Genomic DNA, 17745 nt, shown 5'->3' with positions numbered 1-17745 from the left:
GCGTTTGTACGACAGGGAATCACTATGTTTGAAACGCTCTCCAAAGCCGGGAAGTATTTAGGGCAAACCGCCCGCTTGATGATCGGTGTGCCGGATTATGACAACTATGTTGAGCATATGCGCGTCACGCATCCGGATCAGACGCCAATGACCTACGAAGAGTTTTTCCGCGAGCGGCAGGATGCGCGCTATGGGGGCAAAGGCGGCGCGAAGTGCTGTTGATTTTTTGCCGGATGCGCTGACGCTTATCCGGCCTACAACAATGCTTTGGCCGTAGGCCTGATAAGGCGAAGCCGCCATCAGGCAACCTGCACCATAGTCACACCGTCAACGATTCTACCTTCTCAAACGCTGCGCGCAGGGTATCTGGCGTTAACGTTACCGGCAGCGCATGAATAGATTCGACCGGGCGCAGGGTATGCGCAATCACCTTATCGATCTCAGCGCGATTTGCGATATCCACGTCTAACTGGGCCAGCCTGGTGGGGAGATTGAACCGCTGATAAGCGGTGACAAGTTGCGCCAGCACATCATCTTGTCCAAGCAGCGCGCACTGCACCAGAATGCCATACGCCACTTTGGTGCCATGGAGAAACTTCTCCGTTTGCGGGAGGACGGTCAGACCGTTATGGACCGAATGAGCCGCCGCTACACGGGTGTAGCGCTCGCCCAGGCCGCCGACCATACCGCCGCCGGCTATAATCGCATCCACCACGTCGCTAAACGCCTGGGTTAGTTCACCACGCTGCTTATCTGCCAGTGCCTGCTCGCTGCTTTCCAGCAGGACGTCGCGGATGGCCAGCGCGCCGTTGATGCCCAGACGTACGGTCAGAGGTAACGTTTCTGGCTGCGGAGCCAGCACCACTGCCTCATACCATTTCGCCAGCGTATCGCCAATACCGGCCAGTAAATACTCTTCAGGCGCGTTAAGTATGATTCGTGGCTCAACCAGCACCAAAAAATTGGCATCGTCGAATATTTCGAAATGCAGCGCCTGACCGGCATCGTTGTACCAGACGGAAAGCGGCGTCCAGGCCGCGCAGGTGGCGGCGATGGTTGGGATCGCCACGAAAGGTAAATCAAGGCGGCGAGCCAGCGCTTTAGCCGTATCGAGCAGTGTACCGCCACCCACGCCAATCACGATGCTGCGATCATCTCCCGATTCTTTTGCCAGTTGAGCAACATCGGTTTCGCTGCAATGTCCCTTAAACAGCAGGCGCTTAGCTTCGGCAAGATGAAAAGCTTCTGGCAGATAAGGACGCGCCGCGGCGATAGCTCGCTCACCGTAGACCCAGACGGCGTGTGAGAGTTGATCCGGGGTGAAAAAGTCGTGCAGTCTGGAGAGGCTACCGGTGTGGGAAAAGTAGTTAGCCGGGCCGGTGACGACGCGAATCTCGGTATTACTCATGTTGTGTTGTCCTTGTGCTGTCCTGATCTGGCAGGTTATTTTTATATAGACGTCTGAACGTCTTGATTGCCAAATACTAACATCGTGCTATAGTGGCTTCAACAACAACATCACACGTCGGGATAACAATAATGAGCAATAACCCACTGATTGTGCAAAGCAAACTCCCAAATCTGGGGACCACAATATTTACGCAAATGAGCGCGCTGGCACAGCAGCATCAGGCTATTAACCTCTCGCAGGGATTTCCTGATTTTGACGGTCCACATTTCTTGCAGGAACGTCTGGCATATCATGTCGCGCATGGCGCTAACCAGTATGCGCCGATGACGGGCGTGCAGCCGCTGCGCGAAGCCATTGCCGATAAAACCGCGGAGTTGTACGGTTATAAGCCCGATGCGACAAGTGAAGTCACCGTCACGGCAGGGGCCACAGAAGCATTGTATGCAGCCATTACGGCGCTGGTGCGGCCTGGTGATGAAGTCATCTGTTTTGATCCGAGCTACGACAGCTATGCGCCTGCGGTGGCGTTATCCGGCGGCGTGGTGAAACGTATTGCGTTGCAACCGCCGTCATTTCGTGTGAACTGGCAGGAATTTGCCACGTTACTCAGCGAGCGCACCCGGTTAGTGATCCTCAATACACCGCATAACCCATCTGCTACCGTCTGGCAGCGCGCTGATTTTGATGCGTTATGGCAGGCGATTAAAGAGCGCGAGATTTTTGTTATTAGCGACGAAGTGTATGAGCATATCTGCTTTGCCGCTCATGGACATGCGAGCGTGCTGGCTCATCCGCAGCTACGGGAACGCGCTGTTGCCGTTTCATCTTTCGGTAAAACGTATCATATGACCGGCTGGAAAGTCGGCTATTGCGTTGCACCCGACGCCATTAGCGCCGAGCTACGCAAAGTCCATCAGTACCTGACGTTCTCAGTCAACACACCGGCTCAGCTGGCGCTGGCGGATATGCTGCGGGAGAGCCCAATACACTACCGCGAGCTGCCCGCGTTTTATCAGAGAAAGCGTGATGTGCTGGTGAATGCGTTACGCGACAGCCGACTGGAAATTCTGCCTTGTGAGGGGACCTATTTTCTGCTGGTCGATTACAGTGCGGTCTCAACGCTTACTGACGTTGAGTTTTGTCAGTGGTTAACTAAAGAAGTGGGGGTTGCGGCGATACCGCTGTCGGTGTTCTGCGCCGATCCTTTCCCGCATAAGCTGATCCGCCTATGTTTTGCCAAGCAAGAATCGACGCTGTTAGCAGCCGCAGAGCGTCTGGTTTCGCTGTAATTATTTTACTGTCCAGGCTTTGGAAAACCGACGGTCGGCAAATAACTCCTGCAGGCCGTTGATTTGTTTCAGTCGCAACACTTCATCGTTATCCATGCCCAGTTCTTTAGCGATTTTTTCTTCACTCCAGCCCAGTTGCGATAATTCACGCACGATTTCCGACATGGCGTGGATTTGGTGGCGTCCGCGGGCGCGGTTATGGCGGATTGTCGCCGCCATACGTTCATGGCGATCGCGTTCCAGGCAGGCGACGGGCAGATAGCCTTTTAATCGTGGTTTTAGCGATGCTTTGTTTTTTCCTAATTCATGGCGGTGAAAGCCATCGATGATTTCATACTCTTCTTCCGTTGAGTGAACCACGACAATCGGCTGGGTGAAGCCATCCGCTTCGATGGATTTCAACAGCAGCTTTTTCTCCGGCGGCGCAACGTTATTAGGATTGTAATCATTGGGCGAAATGTGATCGCTTTTAATCCATAACACGCAATCTACTGGTTCTTCACGAAATGGACTGACGCTGTGGATTGCCATTCTGAATTCATTAATGGCTTCAATTCTATCTTTTTCTGGCAAACCAGAAAGAAAGCCGAGGAGTTCCTGTGTTAATCGTTGTTGCATAACAACCCCCATTCCTGACGTTTGGTTTTCATGCGTTCAGTATATCGCTGGTAGTTTTTCGTTTTTGTGGGGCTGAACGACAGTGCTCGACACCAGTAATCATTATTCAGGAGTACTTTGCAGATCCTTCTCCATGAGGGGATATCCCTGGAACCAATATCGCCTTCCTGACTTTCCGGGATATTGTCCATGCCTTTTTTCTTATACCACTGTATATAGACAGCGATTTTGTTGCGGTAATGTTCTGCGGTCTGTTCTGGCATGCTGTGTAATAGCAGCATGGCGTATTGCTGCCAACTTAAATGCTCTGGTTTGAGTATTTTCCGATGACCGTAAAAATGGTTGTCATGACCGGCGTAAATCCCGCCACTTTTAACGCCGCTGACGCGGGCGCACATAGCCGCCCATCGCTGTGGCTCAATGACATGGTACAGCCACAATCCCTGGCGTTGTTCCGGTCCAAAGGGCTCGCAAATACGCATATATCTTGTTGGGACCCCGGCCTGATACATCAGGTTATACAAGGGATTGCACGGCATTTTTGTCTTCGCAAACCATGTCCAGATATCGGCTGTTTTCCAGTCATATAACGGATAAATATACCAGGTGTGGCCACCTGGCGCTGCCGTCGTCCACGGCTTGTCATCGGCAAAACGTTGCTTACGCGAGTTGGCGATGGCCACAAAGCGGTTATAGGACTCGTCCGCGCGAATACCGACCATCATCGCTGCGGGACGCTTTTGTGAAAACCAATCTGCGAACTCGCGAACGAAGAGCTCAAAGGTCATACCGGGCTGATAGAAAGAAAAGAAATTGGGGTCGGTAATGGCATCGGCCGGTGGCTGACGCACCCACTGTATATTCGGCTCCCAGCACTGCCATTCGGGTTGATATTGTGAAAGCGCGTTTTGTGTGGTCAGAGGTAATGCGACCCAATAAAATTCTTCGATAACATCGGAATAACTCTCGCGTAGCGCCTGGACATAATCGATGGTGCAGGAAAACTGAGCTTCCCAGTCAATAAATAAGACGCTAATTTTTTTCTGTAACTGGCGGGCAAGGGTGGCCGTAAGATGGAGCATAAGACCGGAATCTTTTCCTCCCGATAATGAAACACAAATGCGCGGCAGCGTGTTGAGCGTCCATGTAATGCGCTCCTGTGCGGCTTCAAGTACATGTTGAGTTAGCGGTATTTTATAAACAGACATATCAAATCCATAGTGAGGAGCTGTTATTCCCCGCTATGGTAAATGGTCAGCATAAGAAATGCTAATCTATATGTGTTGTAATTTTCATAAATAATTCACCATTTCAATAAATGGCTTTTATGAATTATTAACATGAATTAATTACGCTCGCCGGGAAAATAATTAACAGGCGTTTATTCGCTATCTGGTGTGATTCTTTTTATATATGAGGCAAAGGAATCGTTAGAAAGCGAAGCGCGGTTATACATCAAATACAGTTTTGCTGACGGCAATTTTATACCGATGCTAATCTCTTTGAGATTAAAGACAGGGGAGAAAAATTCGTACATAATTCTGGGTATAATACCAATGATATCAGTGTTTGATATAACGTTAACGATTGAAATCAAAGAGTCGCTACTGAAACCAATATCACGATTGGCTAAAAGTTGATTCGTTTGTGACTGATACTCTTTCATCCCCTGTTCCTCAGTGAGGAGTAATGTAAATTTTTCCTTTAATAATTGTTCTACGGTACTTGAATCATCAATTCTGGGATGGTTACTGTTACGGACTAACACCCCTTCGAGCGTTTTGACCGGCGTGCATACAATAGAGCGGTTATGTACTGGTACGATTGTGAATACCAGATCCGCTTTGCGGTAAGATAGAATATTTTCAGCAGTTTCCGCGCTCATTAGAATGTCGTGATGTTCAATCTCAATATCAATATCAGAACCTTCTCTGAGAGAATGAACCATCTCGTATAAATTTAAATTGGTTGCCATTTGCGGGCTATAAATAATAAATTTTTTCTTTAAACTGGAGTTATGCATGATGTTAATTGTTTGCTCCAGTGAGTTGAGGTTTTGTTCCAGATGATGATGAAGATTGATGCCAGTTACTGTTGGCGTGATGCCTTTTCCCGAGCGAATGAACAATGGATCGTTAAACTGAGTACGAAGTCGTTGCAATGACTGGCTCACGGCCGAAGGTGTAATAAAAAGTGTTTCTGCAGCCTTGCTGATGCTCAGGTGCTGATAGATACATTCAAAAATAACAAGTAGGTTTAGACCGAATTTTTTAAGATCGTAAAGATTAGCCATGTATACTTTCCTCTGACGGTAAAATTTGAAATAATTAAATTATGAAATAGTTTGAAATGTACTTATTTACAGGCTTTATGTTTCAGTGCTTAATGAACGATTAATTTAAACTAACATAGCACAAAACACTTTATTTTCACGAGAAAAAAAGAAGTGTGGTGAGTGATTGAAATGAGAACGATAACAATCACTCATTTTATTACCTTTATTTATTTCCCATGATAATGTTTAATTTCTCCTGATCGGGTAACCCGACTTCCTGTTGCAGCGTATTGTCTTTACTCATGTAGTAGATGGCTGGCGTCACGTTAGCACCCAAATCATCCATCAACTTTTGATTGATATTGAGTATCTTCATCTGCTCGGGCGGGAGAGAGGCAGGAATTTCCAGCTTCATTTTGCCGCCGGAGGCTTCATAGTCATGCCAGGTTTTGGCCGGATCTTTTGTCGACAAGATTGCGGCAGCTGTTGCCGGGCTTTCAGGTTTGATTACGCCCACCAGTAGCGTACGCAACTGAACTTTACCGGAATCGACCCACGGACGCGCCTGCTGCCAAAACTGTTTGCAATAAGGGCAGAAGGGATCGGCGAACACGTAGACAATCACCGGGGCCTCTTTCTTACCATCCAGAATCCATGAGGCTTTTTCCATTCGCTGCCACATCTCGCGCCCTGCTGGGGCATAGATCTCTTTTTCTATCAGTGCATTACTGAGGTTTTCACCTTTCTCATTGTACATGTAGCCTGAGATAGCATGTTTGCCGTCGGGCGTGACGTAGATAGTGACGCCCATATCCTGATATTTACCCAGATAACCTTTCATTTCGCCAGGGGCATCGAAAGGTTTCAGAATAGTAATGCCCTGTTTCTCAATGGCTTTAACAGGGGCAGGTAGCTCTTCGGCATGAACGATAGCGGGAAGTAAGGATAAGAGTAAGGTACGCTTGAACATTGATTTTCCTTATAAAATCAGAAGGAAAGGGGACTGAATTGCAAAACCTATCACAGCCATAGGTAAGATCGACAGTCTGTCGATTGCCCTTTCTTTAGTTGGGTGATGTAATCCCAATCGCTGTTACGACCTTTGTTAAGGTAATGTAGAGCGCAACACATAGCCAGTTCTGCTGGTACTGAAGTTACCTGCGGGTAGCTCGGGTAATGAGGCTCCCTGCAAAGGGGGCCTTTTTTACTTTTGTCTTTTAGGTTCGATTGAGGAAGTTGTTAGTTAACGCTTATTGATTTGATAAAGGAAACGCATTAGCCCTTGGAAGAGATTTTCGTTAACTTATCTCTCAACGAAAACACGGAGGAAGTACAGATGTCTTTGATTAATACCAAAATTAAACCTTTCAAAAACCAGGCGTTCAAAAACGGTGAGTTCATCGAAGTAACCGAGAAAGATACCGAAGGTCGCTGGAGCGTCTTCTTCTTCTATCCGGCTGACTTCACCTTCGTATGCCCGACCGAACTGGGCGACGTTGCAGACCATTATGAAGAACTGCAGAAACTGGGCGTAGACGTTTACTCTGTTTCTACCGATACCCACTTTACGCACAAAGCATGGCACAGCAGCTCTGACACCATCGCAAAAATCAAATATGCAATGATCGGCGACCCGACTGGCGCCCTGACCCGTAACTTCGACAACATGCGTGAAGATGAAGGTCTGGCTGACCGCGCAACCTTCGTTGTTGACCCGCAGGGTATCATCCAGGCAATCGAAGTTACCGCTGAAGGTATCGGCCGTGATGCGTCCGACCTGCTGCGCAAAATTAAAGCCGCACAGTATGTTGCATCCCACCCAGGTGAAGTTTGCCCGGCTAAATGGAAAGAAGGTGAAGCGACACTGGCTCCATCTTTAGACCTGGTTGGTAAAATCTAAGCTAATTTGTAGGCCGGATAAACATAGTGCATCCGGCATTCCACAGGCGCAAATTTGCGCCTGTTTCATTCCAGCACCATGACGCAAGTTGCATTAATGCAGTCCCGCGAAGTCGGCTTGCATGATGATGTTTTCAGAGAGGGAAGAAGAATGCTCGACACAAATATGAAAACCCAGCTCAGGGCTTACCTTGAGAAACTGACCAAACCTGTTGAGCTGATTGCTACGCTGGATGACAGCGCTAAATCGGCAGAAATCAAGGAACTGCTGACTGAAATTGCTGAACTGTCAGAAAAAGTTACCTTCACACAAGACAATACTCTGGCAGTGCGTAAGCCATCGTTCCTGATTACCAATCCTGGCTCTCACCAGGGGCCGCGCTTTGCGGGTTCTCCGCTGGGCCATGAATTTACCTCGCTGGTGCTCGCGCTGTTGTGGATCGGTGGTCATCCGTCAAAAGAGGCGCAGGCGTTGCTGGAGCAGATCCGCGATCTCGACGGTGATTTTGAATTTGAAACCTATTATTCACTCTCCTGCCATAACTGTCCGGACGTGGTGCAGGCGCTGAACCTGATGTCGGTACTGAACCCACGCATTAAACATACGGCGATTGACGGCGGTACGTTCCAGAATGAAATCACCGATCGTAACGTGATGGGCGTTCCGGCGGTATTTATGAACGGTAAAGAGTTCGGCCAGGGTCGCATGACGCTGACTGAGATCGTGGCGAAGGTGGACACCGGCGCAGAGAAACGTGCGGCTGAAGAGTTGAACAAGCGTGATGCTTATGACGTACTGATTGTTGGTTCTGGCCCTGCGGGAGCGGCTGCGGCGGTGTACTCTGCACGTAAAGGTATCCGCACCGGTCTGATGGGCGAACGTTTTGGCGGTCAGGTTCTGGATACCGTTGATATTGAAAACTATATCTCGGTACCGAAAACCGAAGGCCAGAAACTGGCTGGCGCGCTGAAAGCACACGTTGATGACTATGATGTTGATGTGATCGACAGCCAAAGCGCCAGCAAACTGGTTCCTGCGGCGCAGGAAGGTGGGCTGCATCAGATTGAAACGGCATCCGGCGCGGTGCTGAAAGCGCGCAGCATTATCATCGCGACCGGTGCGAAATGGCGCAACATGAATGTTCCGGGCGAAGATCAGTATCGCACCAAAGGCGTAACTTATTGCCCTCACTGTGATGGCCCACTGTTTAAAGGCAAGCGTGTGGCGGTGATTGGCGGTGGTAACTCCGGTGTTGAAGCCGCTATCGACTTGGCGGGCATCGTGGAACATGTGACGCTACTGGAGTTTGCTCCTGAAATGAAGGCCGATCAGGTGCTGCAGAATAAACTGCGTAGTCTGAAAAACGTCGACATCATTTTGAATGCGCAAACGACAGAAGTAAAAGGCGATGGCAGCAAAGTCACTGGGCTCGAGTATCGTGACCGCGTGAGCGGCGATGTTCACAGTGTAGAACTGGCAGGTATTTTTGTTCAGATTGGTCTGCTGCCGAACACCAACTGGCTGGAAGGCGCCGTTGAACGTAACCGCATGGGTGAAATTATCATTGATGCGAAGTGCGAAACCAGCGTGAAAGGTGTTTTCGCTGCAGGTGACTGCACAACCGTACCCTATAAGCAGATCATCATCGCGACAGGCGAAGGCGCGAAAGCCTCGTTAAGCTCCTTTGATTATCTGATTCGCACCACAGTAGCATAAAAAAGTAAGACTCACCTGCAATGCCAAAACCGCCAGTCATCCGCTGGCGGTTTTTTATTTCGCTAAAGCGCGCACAACACGCTGACCTGCCATGTGATCCGTCAAAATGTGTACCGCCACAACCCATGCTGGTTGCACCAGGTATAGGCTGAAAATCCTCGTTTGCAGTTGAATTTACACTGTTTCCCTTTGCAAATTGGGCGATCGCAATAAACATAAGCATCATTGCCCGCGAGTGCAAAAGTGGCTTCTGGCGGCGCGCCTGGCGGCAGATATTTAAATTGCCCCCCCTGAAAGGTGTAAATAAAGATCCACTCCAGATAGTGATCTGCCGTCATTGGATGCGCCGGATTACCTACCGTTACGGAAAGCGTATTTGATTCAAATCCCCCGGAAATGGTCATCAGCGGTTGATGCTGTTGGGCGAGCGCATCGGTAGTAGTGGCATCATTGACCCGTAACGCGACGAGTGTTTTTCCACAGCAGGTTATCGGGGATGTTGCGTCACGTATAGCCATGGTGACAAGGAACGCCCCGCACTGAGGACAACGGTAGAAGTTCGGGTTAGGGCGGATAAAAGTGGGTTTGGTACTGTTTTTAATCCGGTTTGATACCCTGCGTACGTTGCGGGAATGTTCGGGAACAGTATGAGTTAGAGACATAACGCGCTCCTTCTTACGCCGAGGTTGTTAGACCAGTCGTTTCTTGCGAGAGGGATGCCAGACGCTGGAGAATATCCTGTCGGAGAATGTATTTTTGAATTTTGCCTGAGGCCGTACGCGGTAATTTGTCTATAACAACCAGATATTCCGGGTATTTATATTTTGCGATACGCCGTTGAGCGAAAAACGCGATGATATCAGCCAGCTGAAGCGTTTTTTGTGAATGACTCAGCACGACATAAGCGCAAGAACGTTCACCCAGGCGTTTATCCGGCATGCCCACCACAGCGGCATCGTGGATATCCGGATGAAGCAGCAGAATATCTTCTATTTCGCGACTACTGATGTTTTCACCGCCACGGACAATAACGTCCTTTTTTCGGCCAGTTATTTTGATATAGCCGTCTTTATCCATCCGGCAATAGTCGCCGCTGTAATACCACCCGTCGTCGTCAAGTACCTGGTCGGTCAGTTCCGGTTCATCAAGATAGCCGACAAAAACATTGGGGCCGCGAGAGGCTTCTTCGCCCTCATTATTTTCCGCCAGAGTCATCTTCTTCTGGTCGACCACTCTGATTTCAACGCCTGCAGCGGCTCTGCCATCCGTGTTCATTTGATGAGTCAGAGAGTCATGCGGTCGCACTATCGCATGGGGAGCACTTTCTGTACTTCCGTATACGCCAAGGAGTTGAATCCCTGCCTGGTGACATTCCTGCAGAAGTTTTCCTGGGATTGTGGTTCCCCCGCACAGAAAGAAGCGAAGAGAAGAGAGACTGCTGCGCTGTGCTTTGGAAGCATACAGCAGATCGCACACGAACGGTGTTGCCCCCATGATGCAGGTGCAGCGCTCTTGCGCCAGTAATGCCAGGCACTCTTGCGGAGAAAATATGTCCATCAACACGCTGCTGGCGCCCGTTAAAAAAGGGGCGGTCACGCCATGCAGAAATCCTGTTGCATGGGCTAGTGGAGCGGGCATGAGAATCGAATCCGTCCAGTTTATATTGAGCGCTGCGCAGAAGGTTCGTTCACTGGCGATGATGGTATTGTGTGTCAGCATCACACCTTTGGGATGACCTTCCGTACCGGAAGTAAAAAGAACTGCCGCCAGATCGTCGCTATGCGTTAGGACGTGATGCGCTATTGGCGGAGAATCATTGAGGATCTGGCTCAGAACGGGGCCTGTGGGCGCAGGCGCCAGCTTATCAACCGCCACCACCTTCTCAAGCCAGGGCAGATCGGAGCGGAGTGCGGCGATCCTATCTGCCGGGTTGTCGTTTTTAAAACTCGTTGGTGTAAACAGTATCCGGGCCCGGGATTTATTGAGTATCCAGGTCAGTTCACACTCCCTGAAAGCAGGCAGGAGCGGGACGATCACGGCTCCGCTTTTCAGACAGGCCAGATAAATTATCGTGAATTCACACCAGCCGGGCAACTGGAGCGCCACGCGATTGCCCGGGCGGATACCGGCGTCGATGAGCCAGGACGCCAGGCGTCCCGCGGCAATATCCAGCGCTTTATAAGTATAGTTATCCCCCCGATTATCGGTGACCGCCACTTTGTCTGCATACGCTTTGGCCGACAGGGACCAGTAATCGGCTAATGTCGCATCTCCCCAGTGGCCCTGTTGCCGGTATTGCGCTTTACGCTCGGCATTGATTTTTAGGTTCGTTGTCATTGGTTATGTCTCAGACTGAGTTCTTTTTTTGCAATACATCGCCAGTGCGCCAGCCAGTAGCGGCAGAGGCAAAAACAGAAAGACGTCACTGAATGTCCAGCCTGCTGCGAGCATGAGCGAACCCACGCCTGCGCTGGTAATCGCGCCCAGCCGACCAATGCCCGTTGCCCAACCAACGCCAGTTGCCCGTATTGAAGTCGGGTAAAAGTGCGCAGCCAGTGCATAGCAACCGGGGTTGATCCCGTTGAGAGTGAAGCCAAGAATAAGAACCAGGGCATAGAGCAGGAAAAGCGAAGGGGTGAACAGCCCCAGAACTAATGCGCCGCATATGCTGCCTGACAGCGTCAGAATAATCGCCTCGTGTTTGCCCCAACGATCCATTTCAATACCAATGCAAAAATTGCCTATCATGCCGCCTATCTGAAAGACAGACCCCATAATGACGGCCTGAGAGAGCGTAAGTCCGGCATCTTTTATCATCAGGGGTAACCAACTGGATAAAAGGTAAACGCTGAAGAGTCCGACAAAAAGCGTCAACCACAGCGCCACCGTTCCCAGCGTGTAAGGGGGATGCAGCAGTGACTTTGCCGTGCTGGCGCGGGCTTTTTGCGGCTCGGTGGTGTAAAAACGCGTATCTTTGTCTGCAATTCCGGGAATAAACAGATTTAGCAGGCGAACCAGGCGCGCATCGTTACCGGCGTGCTGCACCAGATACAACATCGATTCAGGTAAACAACGCAGTAAAACCAGTGCCAGCAATAATGGCAAAATGCCGCCTGCGATAAGCACGGCGCGCCAGCCAAACGTTCCGAGCAACTGTTGGCTAAGTATGCCTCCCAGCGCTGCGCCAGAATTAAAGCCGCAATGGATCACCGTTGACAGGCGAGAGCGATAACGGTGGGGGGCGTACTCTGCAACCAGCGTCGTGATGTTGGGCATGGCTGCGCCTAACCCGAGTCCGGTAATAAAACGAAAAAAAGTCAGGCTGGATAAATTCCAGGCCCCGGCAGAAAGCAGGCTGCTGAGACCAAAAAAGACAACTGACCCAATAATTAACTTTTTACGTCCATAGCGGTCAGCTAGCGGGCCAGAAATTAAAGAGCCTGCCGCCAGCCCCAATAATCCACTCATCATGACCGGGCCCAGATCTTGTTTGGATAGTTGCCAGTGATCTATTAATGCCGGAGCAATGTAGCCAATTGCCGTGACATCGAAACCATCAATACCCAGAACAAAAAAACCGAGAAAGACAATAAACCATTGCCGTTTGCTGATGGGGTGTTTGTCTAAAATCGTACTGATATCAATTTGATTCTGTACCGACATGGTCTTCTCCCTGAACCGCGAACACGAGGTATCTCCTGATACGGCGATATGCTGTTTTGCAGGGGGTTAGCCGAAGCGAAATTCAACGCCAAACGTTCCTTGTGGATATTCCCATTTTTGTAGAATGGTGTGTGAACACAGCACCCGGCATGTGCCGCATTCGAGGCAGCCAGCATAATCAAAGTGAATATTGCCAGCGTCATCCTGGCGATATAATCCGGCGGGACAGGCGAGGATCAGTTTACGGAACTGCTCTGGATCGGGGTTTTCCACCAGGACAATATGGGGATGGCTTTCATCGACCCTGAATTTATTCGTGCCCAATTTCACATCGACGTTCACGGTATTCATAATGCGCGAACTCCTTTAATGCCGTCTTTTAAGAGATTAATTAATCCGATTTTTTTGCCGTGCGCTAATACTGTCGAGCACAGTGAAGCAGGGGCCTTGCCGTTGACGGTAAACAGAGACGCCATGAGATCGGTTGCCATTTGCGGATATTGTTGAAAAATTCGCGGGTTCTCCATCATTGCAGGGAGGCGGCGGTAGTGGCGCATATCGCGTAACACCGCGCTTTTCTCCAGTGCGTTGGGATAAGCCTGGAGTTTTCCTTTACTGAAATCATTGGCATTTTTCGCGGCAATGACCGTTTGCGCCGCCACATTGGCTGCTGTGATGGCGAGATCCATGCCCCGCACGGTATAGCCCAGATTCAGACACATTCCGGCTGCATCACCGACAATCATCACTCCGTTCTCGACTAACGTTGGAACCATATCTATCCCGCCTTCCGGCACCAGATGCGCGGAATATTCCTGTAGCGTACCGCCTTCGATTAGCGGACGGATAGCAGGATGCTGTTTGAAGTCTTCCAGCATTTGCGGCACGGTTTTACGGGCATGCTCGATACCGTCGAGGCCACATACCAGACCCAGTGAAAGCGTATCGCGATTGGTATACAAGAAACCGCCGCCCATTAATCCGTCTGACGGTGAACCGGCAAACAGCCAGGCGGCGCCTTCGTTACCTGTTAGCCCGAAGCGCTGCTGAATTTGTGCGGATGGCAGTGAAATCACCTCCTTCACACCAACGGCATAATGGTGCGGCGATGATTCTGGCACCATACCGATAGCGCGGCCCAGCAGAGAATTTACACCGTCGGCGAGGAGAACCACATTTGCCTCCAGGGTATCGTCTCCGGCCTGAACTCCCGTCACTCGTCCATTTTGACGGATCAGTGAATCTACTCTGACGCCGGTGATGAACTGAGCGCCAACGGCTTCTGCTTGCGCCATGAGCCAACTGTCAAATGTGCGGCGAAGTACCGTCCATGATTCTGCGACCGGGGCCTGTTGGGGGAGGCTCGCGAGATAGTCCAGCGTGACAGCGCTTTCTGTTGTAAGAAAGGAAATTCGCTCCCTGACTACTTTTCTTTCAACGGGAGCTATATGGGTAAAACCCGGCATAATTTCTTCCAGGCTGTGCGTGTAGAGTCGTCCTCCGGTCATATTTTTACTGCCCGCAGTATCACCACGCTCAATGACCAGCACATCCAGTCCTGCTTTTGCCATTACATAAGCGGCGATGCAGCCTGAGATGCCTGCGCCGACAACAATGGCGTCAAATTTTTCGTCCGACATCGCTTTTGCTCCTGTTGCCGCCATTCGGGATGGCGGCGTTAAATGTTAGTGCTGTAGCAGTTCCGTTAATGCCGGGACGACTTTATATATATCGCCTACCAGCCCGTAGTCGGCGTACTGAAAGATTGGCGCATTCTTATCTTTATTAATGGCGACAATGATTTTGGCGCCATTACCGCCGACCATATGCTGTATCTGCCCTGAGATGCCCAGCGCCAGATACACATCGGTTTTAAGCAGTACGCCAGAAACGCCAATGTAACGTTCACGATCCATCCAGTGCTCACCTTCAGCAATGGGGCGAGAGCAGCCGACTTCCGCATTCAGCGCAGCGGCTAAATCCCAGATCATATGCAGATCGTCTTTGGCCGCTAAGCCACGCCCAATACCGACGACACGACGGGCTTTACTGAGATCGATGCTGCTGACCGATTTTGCCCGGCGCGCTTTGCATAAAAGCTCATGTTGCGGTGGGATATAGCTGACGGGCATGGGAGCAAGCTGATGCGGCGCATTTGCTTCCAGCGGCTCGAATACGCCACTCGAAACGGTCACGATAGCCGTAGGTGTGTTAATTTTTTCCCGACCAAACGCCAGACCGCCATACATTCGATGTTCGGCATACAGTTCGCCATTCTCCAGCGCCAGGCTTGTGGCATCATTAATCAGCGCTGATTGCAGCAGGATGCTAAGCCTGGCCGCCAGGCTTTTTCCTCGTCGGGTTGCCGCCAGCAGGATTAATGTTCCCGTCCTGAGCGCACTGTCGTCTTTTTCGGTATTTTGTATCAGGGCAACGAGGGTTTCTGCATAGTTTTCTAACCGTTGCTGTTCTGACTTTCCGCTCAGGACGTACACCGCGTCGGCATGTTGTACCTGCAAAGCCTCGCTCTCATCCCAGATGACCGCACTCACGTGTTCACCGAACTGCTTTGCTCCTGCAAGGAGATCCGCGTAACGGTCGGCGCTGTCACTCACTACCCATACCTGATTGATTTTGCTCATTCCCAGCTTCTCCGTTGTCTTCAGTTCAGCACTTTATTGAGATGCTCTGCCAGGCGAGCGATATCTTCTGCGCCGTCGCCTTCAATGATGATGTGTTTACGTTCTGCCTGCTGCGGGGCATAAATATTGACCATTTCGGCCTCGGGAGATACCGGCGACCAGCCGATGTCATCGGCCGTCCATTGGGTAACGGGCTTTTTCCCTGCGCCGAGAATCGCTTTCATGGAAGGAATACGCGGTTCATTAATATCTGACGTGACGCACAAGACGGCAGGAAGCGGCACATCAATAATCTCTATTTCATTTTCCAGTGTGCGTTCGACCGTAACGTAGCCGTCTTGGACTTCAATGTGGCTGACGGCATTGACGGTGGGCAGATGAAGCATTTCCCCGACACGCAGCCCGGTTTGCTGTGCATAGAGATCGCCAGAGCCTTCGCCACACAGCAGCAGATCAAAACCGATTTTCTTCGCTGCTGCGGCAATGACCCGGGAGGTTTCGTGCGCAAGCGCAGTTGACAGCCGCTCGTCGCGCACCAGGTAGAGTCCATGAGGACCTCGGGAGAGCAAATCTTTTCGCAGTTTGGCGTTATCCAGCGCCTGACCGCCAACGCACAGGGCTATGACTTCATCGTTTTCACCGGCCAGCAGGACGGCCTCTTCAATAGCATTGAGGTCGAATGGGCTGATTTTTTCTCCAGCACGCGTTGTGTCCAGCGTTCTGTCGGCGGTGATACTGATGTCTTGTTCTTCCGCGACCAATTTATAACAGGCAAGTAATTTCATGACGTATCCTATTATTTTTCATACTGTTTCAGGATCTGACGGGCTGAGATATACACCATAATCTCGTCAGTACCGCCACCGATGCGGTTAACACGGGTATCTCGCCAGAAGCGGGATACCCGGCTGTCATTGGTGTAACCAAGGCCACCTAAAATCTGCATCGCATCGTCAATGACTTCACAGGCTGACTGTGCGCAATACAATTTGCACATCGGCGCGGACAGGCGCATGGGTAAATCGTTGTCACATTCCCATGCCGTGCGATAGACCATGTTTTTCATGTTTTGGATTTTTATCGCCATTTGGGTCAGCTTGAGCTGAATCATCTGGAACTGGCCGATATTTTTATCGAACTGAATACGTTGGTTGGCGTAGCGGGCGGCATCTTCAAAGGCGCATTCCGCCACACCCAGCGAGTGTGCGGCGATGACGAGACGTTCAATATCGAAGTTTTCCATCATGTGAATGAAGCCGTAACCTTCGCGGCCCACCATCGCGCTTTCTTCCAGTTCAACGTTATCGAGAAAAACCTCACAGTTGCTGACCATGTGCCAGCCGATTTTGTGCAGGCTATTACGCTTAACGCCCGGCATGTTTGGATCCACCCACCACAGGGTGAAGCAACGCTTCGGATCTTCCGGTTCGGGATTGCGTGCCAGCACCAGCATGTATGGGTAATCTTTGGCGCCCGTGATGAACGTTTTTTGCCCGTTCAGATAAACTTTGCCATTTCTTCGGGTATAGGTTGTGGCGACGCGGTTATTATCCGATCCCGCCTGCGGCTCGGTGAAGGCGAGTGAATAGGCAGGGATCCCGGTCAGCCCGACTTCAGCCGTTTTCGCCAACTGTTCTGCATTGCCAAAGCGCTGCATATTATGGATGCATTGGCCTTCCGTCATAATGTAGGCGGGAGCTCCCATGCGCGCGATTTCCTCCAGAACCAGCACTTGCGTCATCATATCGGCGGGGATGCCGCCGAGTTCTTCTGGAATGCCTAACAGCCCCACGCCGCTTGCGGCCAATGCCTGAAAGAACTTGCTGGGGAAGGCGCCATTTTCATCACAGGTCTTGAAATATTCTTCGGGAAAATCTCGTGTTATCAGTTCGCGGATACTGGCTAAAAGCAGTTCCTGCTCTTCGGTCAGGCTAAAGTCCATGATGTCTCCTCAATGATGCCTGCTGATAAGAATTGATGTTTCGGACGATGTTCATTTCTTTATATTCTGATCGTGCCTGGACGCCGACTTGCAGAATAATTGGTATGAGGAGAATAAATTCAGCGGGCATTAATGATGCATAGACATATTTAACAACGTCCTGGACAAAACGAGCATTTAGTATGTTTTTGTGATGCGGGTTCAGAAATAAGCGCTGGGTTTTGGTGATGTTCGATTTGTCCTGTTTTTGGTTAAATCTGTCAATGTCAGGAGGACGAATTTTATTTTT

Annotated in this window: 17 protein-coding genes; 4 read left to right on the top strand and 13 right to left on the bottom strand. The window is 50.4% G+C overall.

What is annotated here, in order from left to right:
* Positions 1 to 24 precede the first annotated feature (24 nt).
* Positions 25 to 222 (top strand): YbdD/YjiX family protein, encoded by a 198-nt coding sequence (locus tag FDW97_RS11120; protein ID WP_006685574.1) that lies wholly within the window; start codon positions 25 to 27, stop codon positions 220 to 222.
* A 97-nt stretch (positions 223 to 319) separates the two neighbouring features.
* On the opposite strand, the gene FDW97_RS11115 is transcribed toward FDW97_RS11120, so the two are convergent.
* Positions 320 to 1408, bottom strand: a complete 1089-nt coding sequence (locus tag FDW97_RS11115) for an oxidoreductase (RefSeq protein ID WP_137351051.1) — start codon at positions 1406 to 1408, stop codon at positions 320 to 322.
* Positions 1409 to 1539: 131 nt separating this feature from the next.
* Here FDW97_RS11115 and FDW97_RS11110 point away from each other — a divergent pair, with 131 nt between their 5' ends.
* On the top strand, positions 1540 to 2700 hold the full coding sequence (locus FDW97_RS11110; RefSeq protein ID WP_085047541.1) for a pyridoxal phosphate-dependent aminotransferase: 1161 nt from the start codon (positions 1540 to 1542) through the stop codon (positions 2698 to 2700).
* Here FDW97_RS11110 and FDW97_RS11105 read toward each other — a convergent pair whose 3' ends face one another.
* From FDW97_RS11105 to dsbG, 4 genes are all read right to left on the bottom strand, one after another.
* Complete coding sequence (locus FDW97_RS11105; RefSeq protein ID WP_038638649.1) at positions 2701 to 3318, bottom strand: ParB/RepB/Spo0J family partition protein; 618 nt, start codon at positions 3316 to 3318, stop codon at positions 2701 to 2703.
* Positions 3303 to 4526 (bottom strand): phosphoadenosine phosphosulfate reductase, encoded by a 1224-nt coding sequence (locus tag FDW97_RS11100; RefSeq protein ID WP_038638652.1) that lies wholly within the window; start codon positions 4524 to 4526, stop codon positions 3303 to 3305. Before FDW97_RS11100 ends, FDW97_RS11105 begins: the two co-directional genes overlap by 16 nt.
* 173 nt (positions 4527 to 4699) lie before the next feature.
* Positions 4700 to 5611, bottom strand: coding sequence for a LysR family transcriptional regulator (locus FDW97_RS11095; protein ID WP_137351050.1), 912 nt, complete (start codon positions 5609 to 5611; stop codon positions 4700 to 4702).
* Positions 5612 to 5816: 205 nt separating this feature from the next.
* Positions 5817 to 6563 (bottom strand): thiol:disulfide interchange protein DsbG, encoded by a 747-nt coding sequence (gene dsbG, locus FDW97_RS11090; protein ID WP_137351049.1) that lies wholly within the window; start codon positions 6561 to 6563, stop codon positions 5817 to 5819.
* A gap of 366 nt (positions 6564 to 6929) precedes the next feature.
* Between dsbG and ahpC the strand changes: the two genes are divergently transcribed.
* Both ahpC and ahpF read left to right on the top strand, forming a co-directional pair.
* Positions 6930 to 7493 carry an alkyl hydroperoxide reductase subunit C gene (gene ahpC, locus FDW97_RS11085; protein WP_004859485.1) on the top strand — a complete coding sequence of 188 codons (564 nt, stop codon included), beginning with the start codon at positions 6930 to 6932 and terminating at the stop codon, positions 7491 to 7493.
* Between the two features lie 150 nt (positions 7494 to 7643).
* Positions 7644 to 9209, top strand: coding sequence for an alkyl hydroperoxide reductase subunit F (gene ahpF, locus FDW97_RS11080; protein WP_137351048.1), 1566 nt, complete (start codon positions 7644 to 7646; stop codon positions 9207 to 9209).
* Positions 9210 to 9310: 101 nt separating this feature from the next.
* Here ahpF and FDW97_RS11075 read toward each other — a convergent pair whose 3' ends face one another.
* The 8 genes from FDW97_RS11075 to FDW97_RS11040 form a co-directional block, all read right to left on the bottom strand.
* Positions 9311 to 9871 (bottom strand): desulfoferrodoxin family protein, encoded by a 561-nt coding sequence (locus FDW97_RS11075; protein WP_071888118.1) that lies wholly within the window; start codon positions 9869 to 9871, stop codon positions 9311 to 9313.
* 13 nt (positions 9872 to 9884) lie between these two features.
* On the bottom strand, positions 9885 to 11546 hold the full coding sequence (gene fadK, locus FDW97_RS11070) for a medium-chain fatty-acid--CoA ligase (RefSeq protein WP_137351047.1): 1662 nt from the start codon (positions 11544 to 11546) through the stop codon (positions 9885 to 9887).
* Positions 11547 to 11549: 3 nt separating this feature from the next.
* A complete protein-coding gene (locus tag FDW97_RS11065; protein WP_038638665.1) occupies positions 11550 to 12872 on the bottom strand; it encodes an aromatic acid/H+ symport family MFS transporter in 1323 nt (440 codons plus the stop codon).
* A gap of 66 nt (positions 12873 to 12938) precedes the next feature.
* Positions 12939 to 13223, bottom strand: coding sequence for a ferredoxin (locus FDW97_RS11060; RefSeq protein WP_069323141.1), 285 nt, complete (start codon positions 13221 to 13223; stop codon positions 12939 to 12941).
* The gene (locus tag FDW97_RS11055) at positions 13220 to 14512 is read right to left on the bottom strand and encodes an FAD-dependent oxidoreductase (protein ID WP_137351046.1); all 1293 of its coding nucleotides are present in this window, start codon (positions 14510 to 14512) and stop codon (positions 13220 to 13222) included. The genes FDW97_RS11060 and FDW97_RS11055 overlap by 4 nt, the downstream gene beginning before the upstream one ends.
* Before the next feature lie 45 nt (positions 14513 to 14557).
* On the bottom strand, positions 14558 to 15514 hold the full coding sequence (locus FDW97_RS11050; RefSeq protein ID WP_137351045.1) for an FAD-binding protein: 957 nt from the start codon (positions 15512 to 15514) through the stop codon (positions 14558 to 14560).
* Positions 15515 to 15534: 20 nt separating this feature from the next.
* Positions 15535 to 16299: an electron transfer flavoprotein gene (locus FDW97_RS11045; protein WP_137351044.1), complete on the bottom strand. Its 765-nt coding sequence runs from the start codon at positions 16297 to 16299 to the stop codon at positions 15535 to 15537.
* An 11-nt stretch (positions 16300 to 16310) separates the two neighbouring features.
* Positions 16311 to 17456 (bottom strand): acyl-CoA dehydrogenase, encoded by a 1146-nt coding sequence (locus tag FDW97_RS11040; RefSeq protein ID WP_085047531.1) that lies wholly within the window; start codon positions 17454 to 17456, stop codon positions 16311 to 16313.
* Between the last annotated feature and the right edge of the window lie 289 nt (positions 17457 to 17745).

Source organism: Citrobacter sp. wls708, assembly GCF_005281255.1.
Taxonomy (GTDB): Bacteria; Pseudomonadota; Gammaproteobacteria; order Enterobacterales; family Enterobacteriaceae; genus Citrobacter; species Citrobacter werkmanii.
Note: the sequence above shows the minus strand (reverse complement) of the source record. Positions and strands in the feature narration are given on the sequence as shown.

Excerpts from the sequence above, each read along its gene's own strand:
- FDW97_RS11065 (WP_038638665.1), bottom strand. The coding sequence starts at position 12,872 with ATGTCGGTACAGAATCAAATTGATATCAGTACGATTTTAGACAAACAC.
- FDW97_RS11075 (WP_071888118.1), bottom strand. The coding sequence starts at position 9,871 with ATGTCTCTAACTCATACTGTTCCCGAACATTCCCGCAACGTACGCAGG.
- FDW97_RS11100 (WP_038638652.1), bottom strand. The coding sequence starts at position 4,526 with ATGTCTGTTTATAAAATACCGCTAACTCAACATGTACTTGAAGCCGCA.
- dsbG (WP_137351049.1), bottom strand. The coding sequence starts at position 6,563 with ATGTTCAAGCGTACCTTACTCTTATCCTTACTTCCCGCTATCGTTCAT.
- FDW97_RS11045 (WP_137351044.1), bottom strand. The coding sequence starts at position 16,299 with ATGAAATTACTTGCCTGTTATAAATTGGTCGCGGAAGAACAAGACATC.
- FDW97_RS11095 (WP_137351050.1), bottom strand. The coding sequence starts at position 5,611 with ATGGCTAATCTTTACGATCTTAAAAAATTCGGTCTAAACCTACTTGTT.
- FDW97_RS11110 (WP_085047541.1), top strand. The coding sequence starts at position 1,540 with ATGAGCAATAACCCACTGATTGTGCAAAGCAAACTCCCAAATCTGGGG.
- fadK (WP_137351047.1), bottom strand. The coding sequence starts at position 11,546 with ATGACAACGAACCTAAAAATCAATGCCGAGCGTAAAGCGCAATACCGG.
- ahpC (WP_004859485.1), top strand. The coding sequence starts at position 6,930 with ATGTCTTTGATTAATACCAAAATTAAACCTTTCAAAAACCAGGCGTTC.
- FDW97_RS11040 (WP_085047531.1), bottom strand. The coding sequence starts at position 17,456 with ATGGACTTTAGCCTGACCGAAGAGCAGGAACTGCTTTTAGCCAGTATC.
- FDW97_RS11105 (WP_038638649.1), bottom strand. The coding sequence starts at position 3,318 with ATGCAACAACGATTAACACAGGAACTCCTCGGCTTTCTTTCTGGTTTG.
- FDW97_RS11120 (WP_006685574.1), top strand. The coding sequence starts at position 25 with ATGTTTGAAACGCTCTCCAAAGCCGGGAAGTATTTAGGGCAAACCGCC.
- FDW97_RS11060 (WP_069323141.1), bottom strand. The coding sequence starts at position 13,223 with ATGAATACCGTGAACGTCGATGTGAAATTGGGCACGAATAAATTCAGG.
- FDW97_RS11055 (WP_137351046.1), bottom strand. The coding sequence starts at position 14,512 with ATGTCGGACGAAAAATTTGACGCCATTGTTGTCGGCGCAGGCATCTCA.
- ahpF (WP_137351048.1), top strand. The coding sequence starts at position 7,644 with ATGCTCGACACAAATATGAAAACCCAGCTCAGGGCTTACCTTGAGAAA.
- FDW97_RS11050 (WP_137351045.1), bottom strand. The coding sequence starts at position 15,514 with ATGAGCAAAATCAATCAGGTATGGGTAGTGAGTGACAGCGCCGACCGT.
- FDW97_RS11115 (WP_137351051.1), bottom strand. The coding sequence starts at position 1,408 with ATGAGTAATACCGAGATTCGCGTCGTCACCGGCCCGGCTAACTACTTT.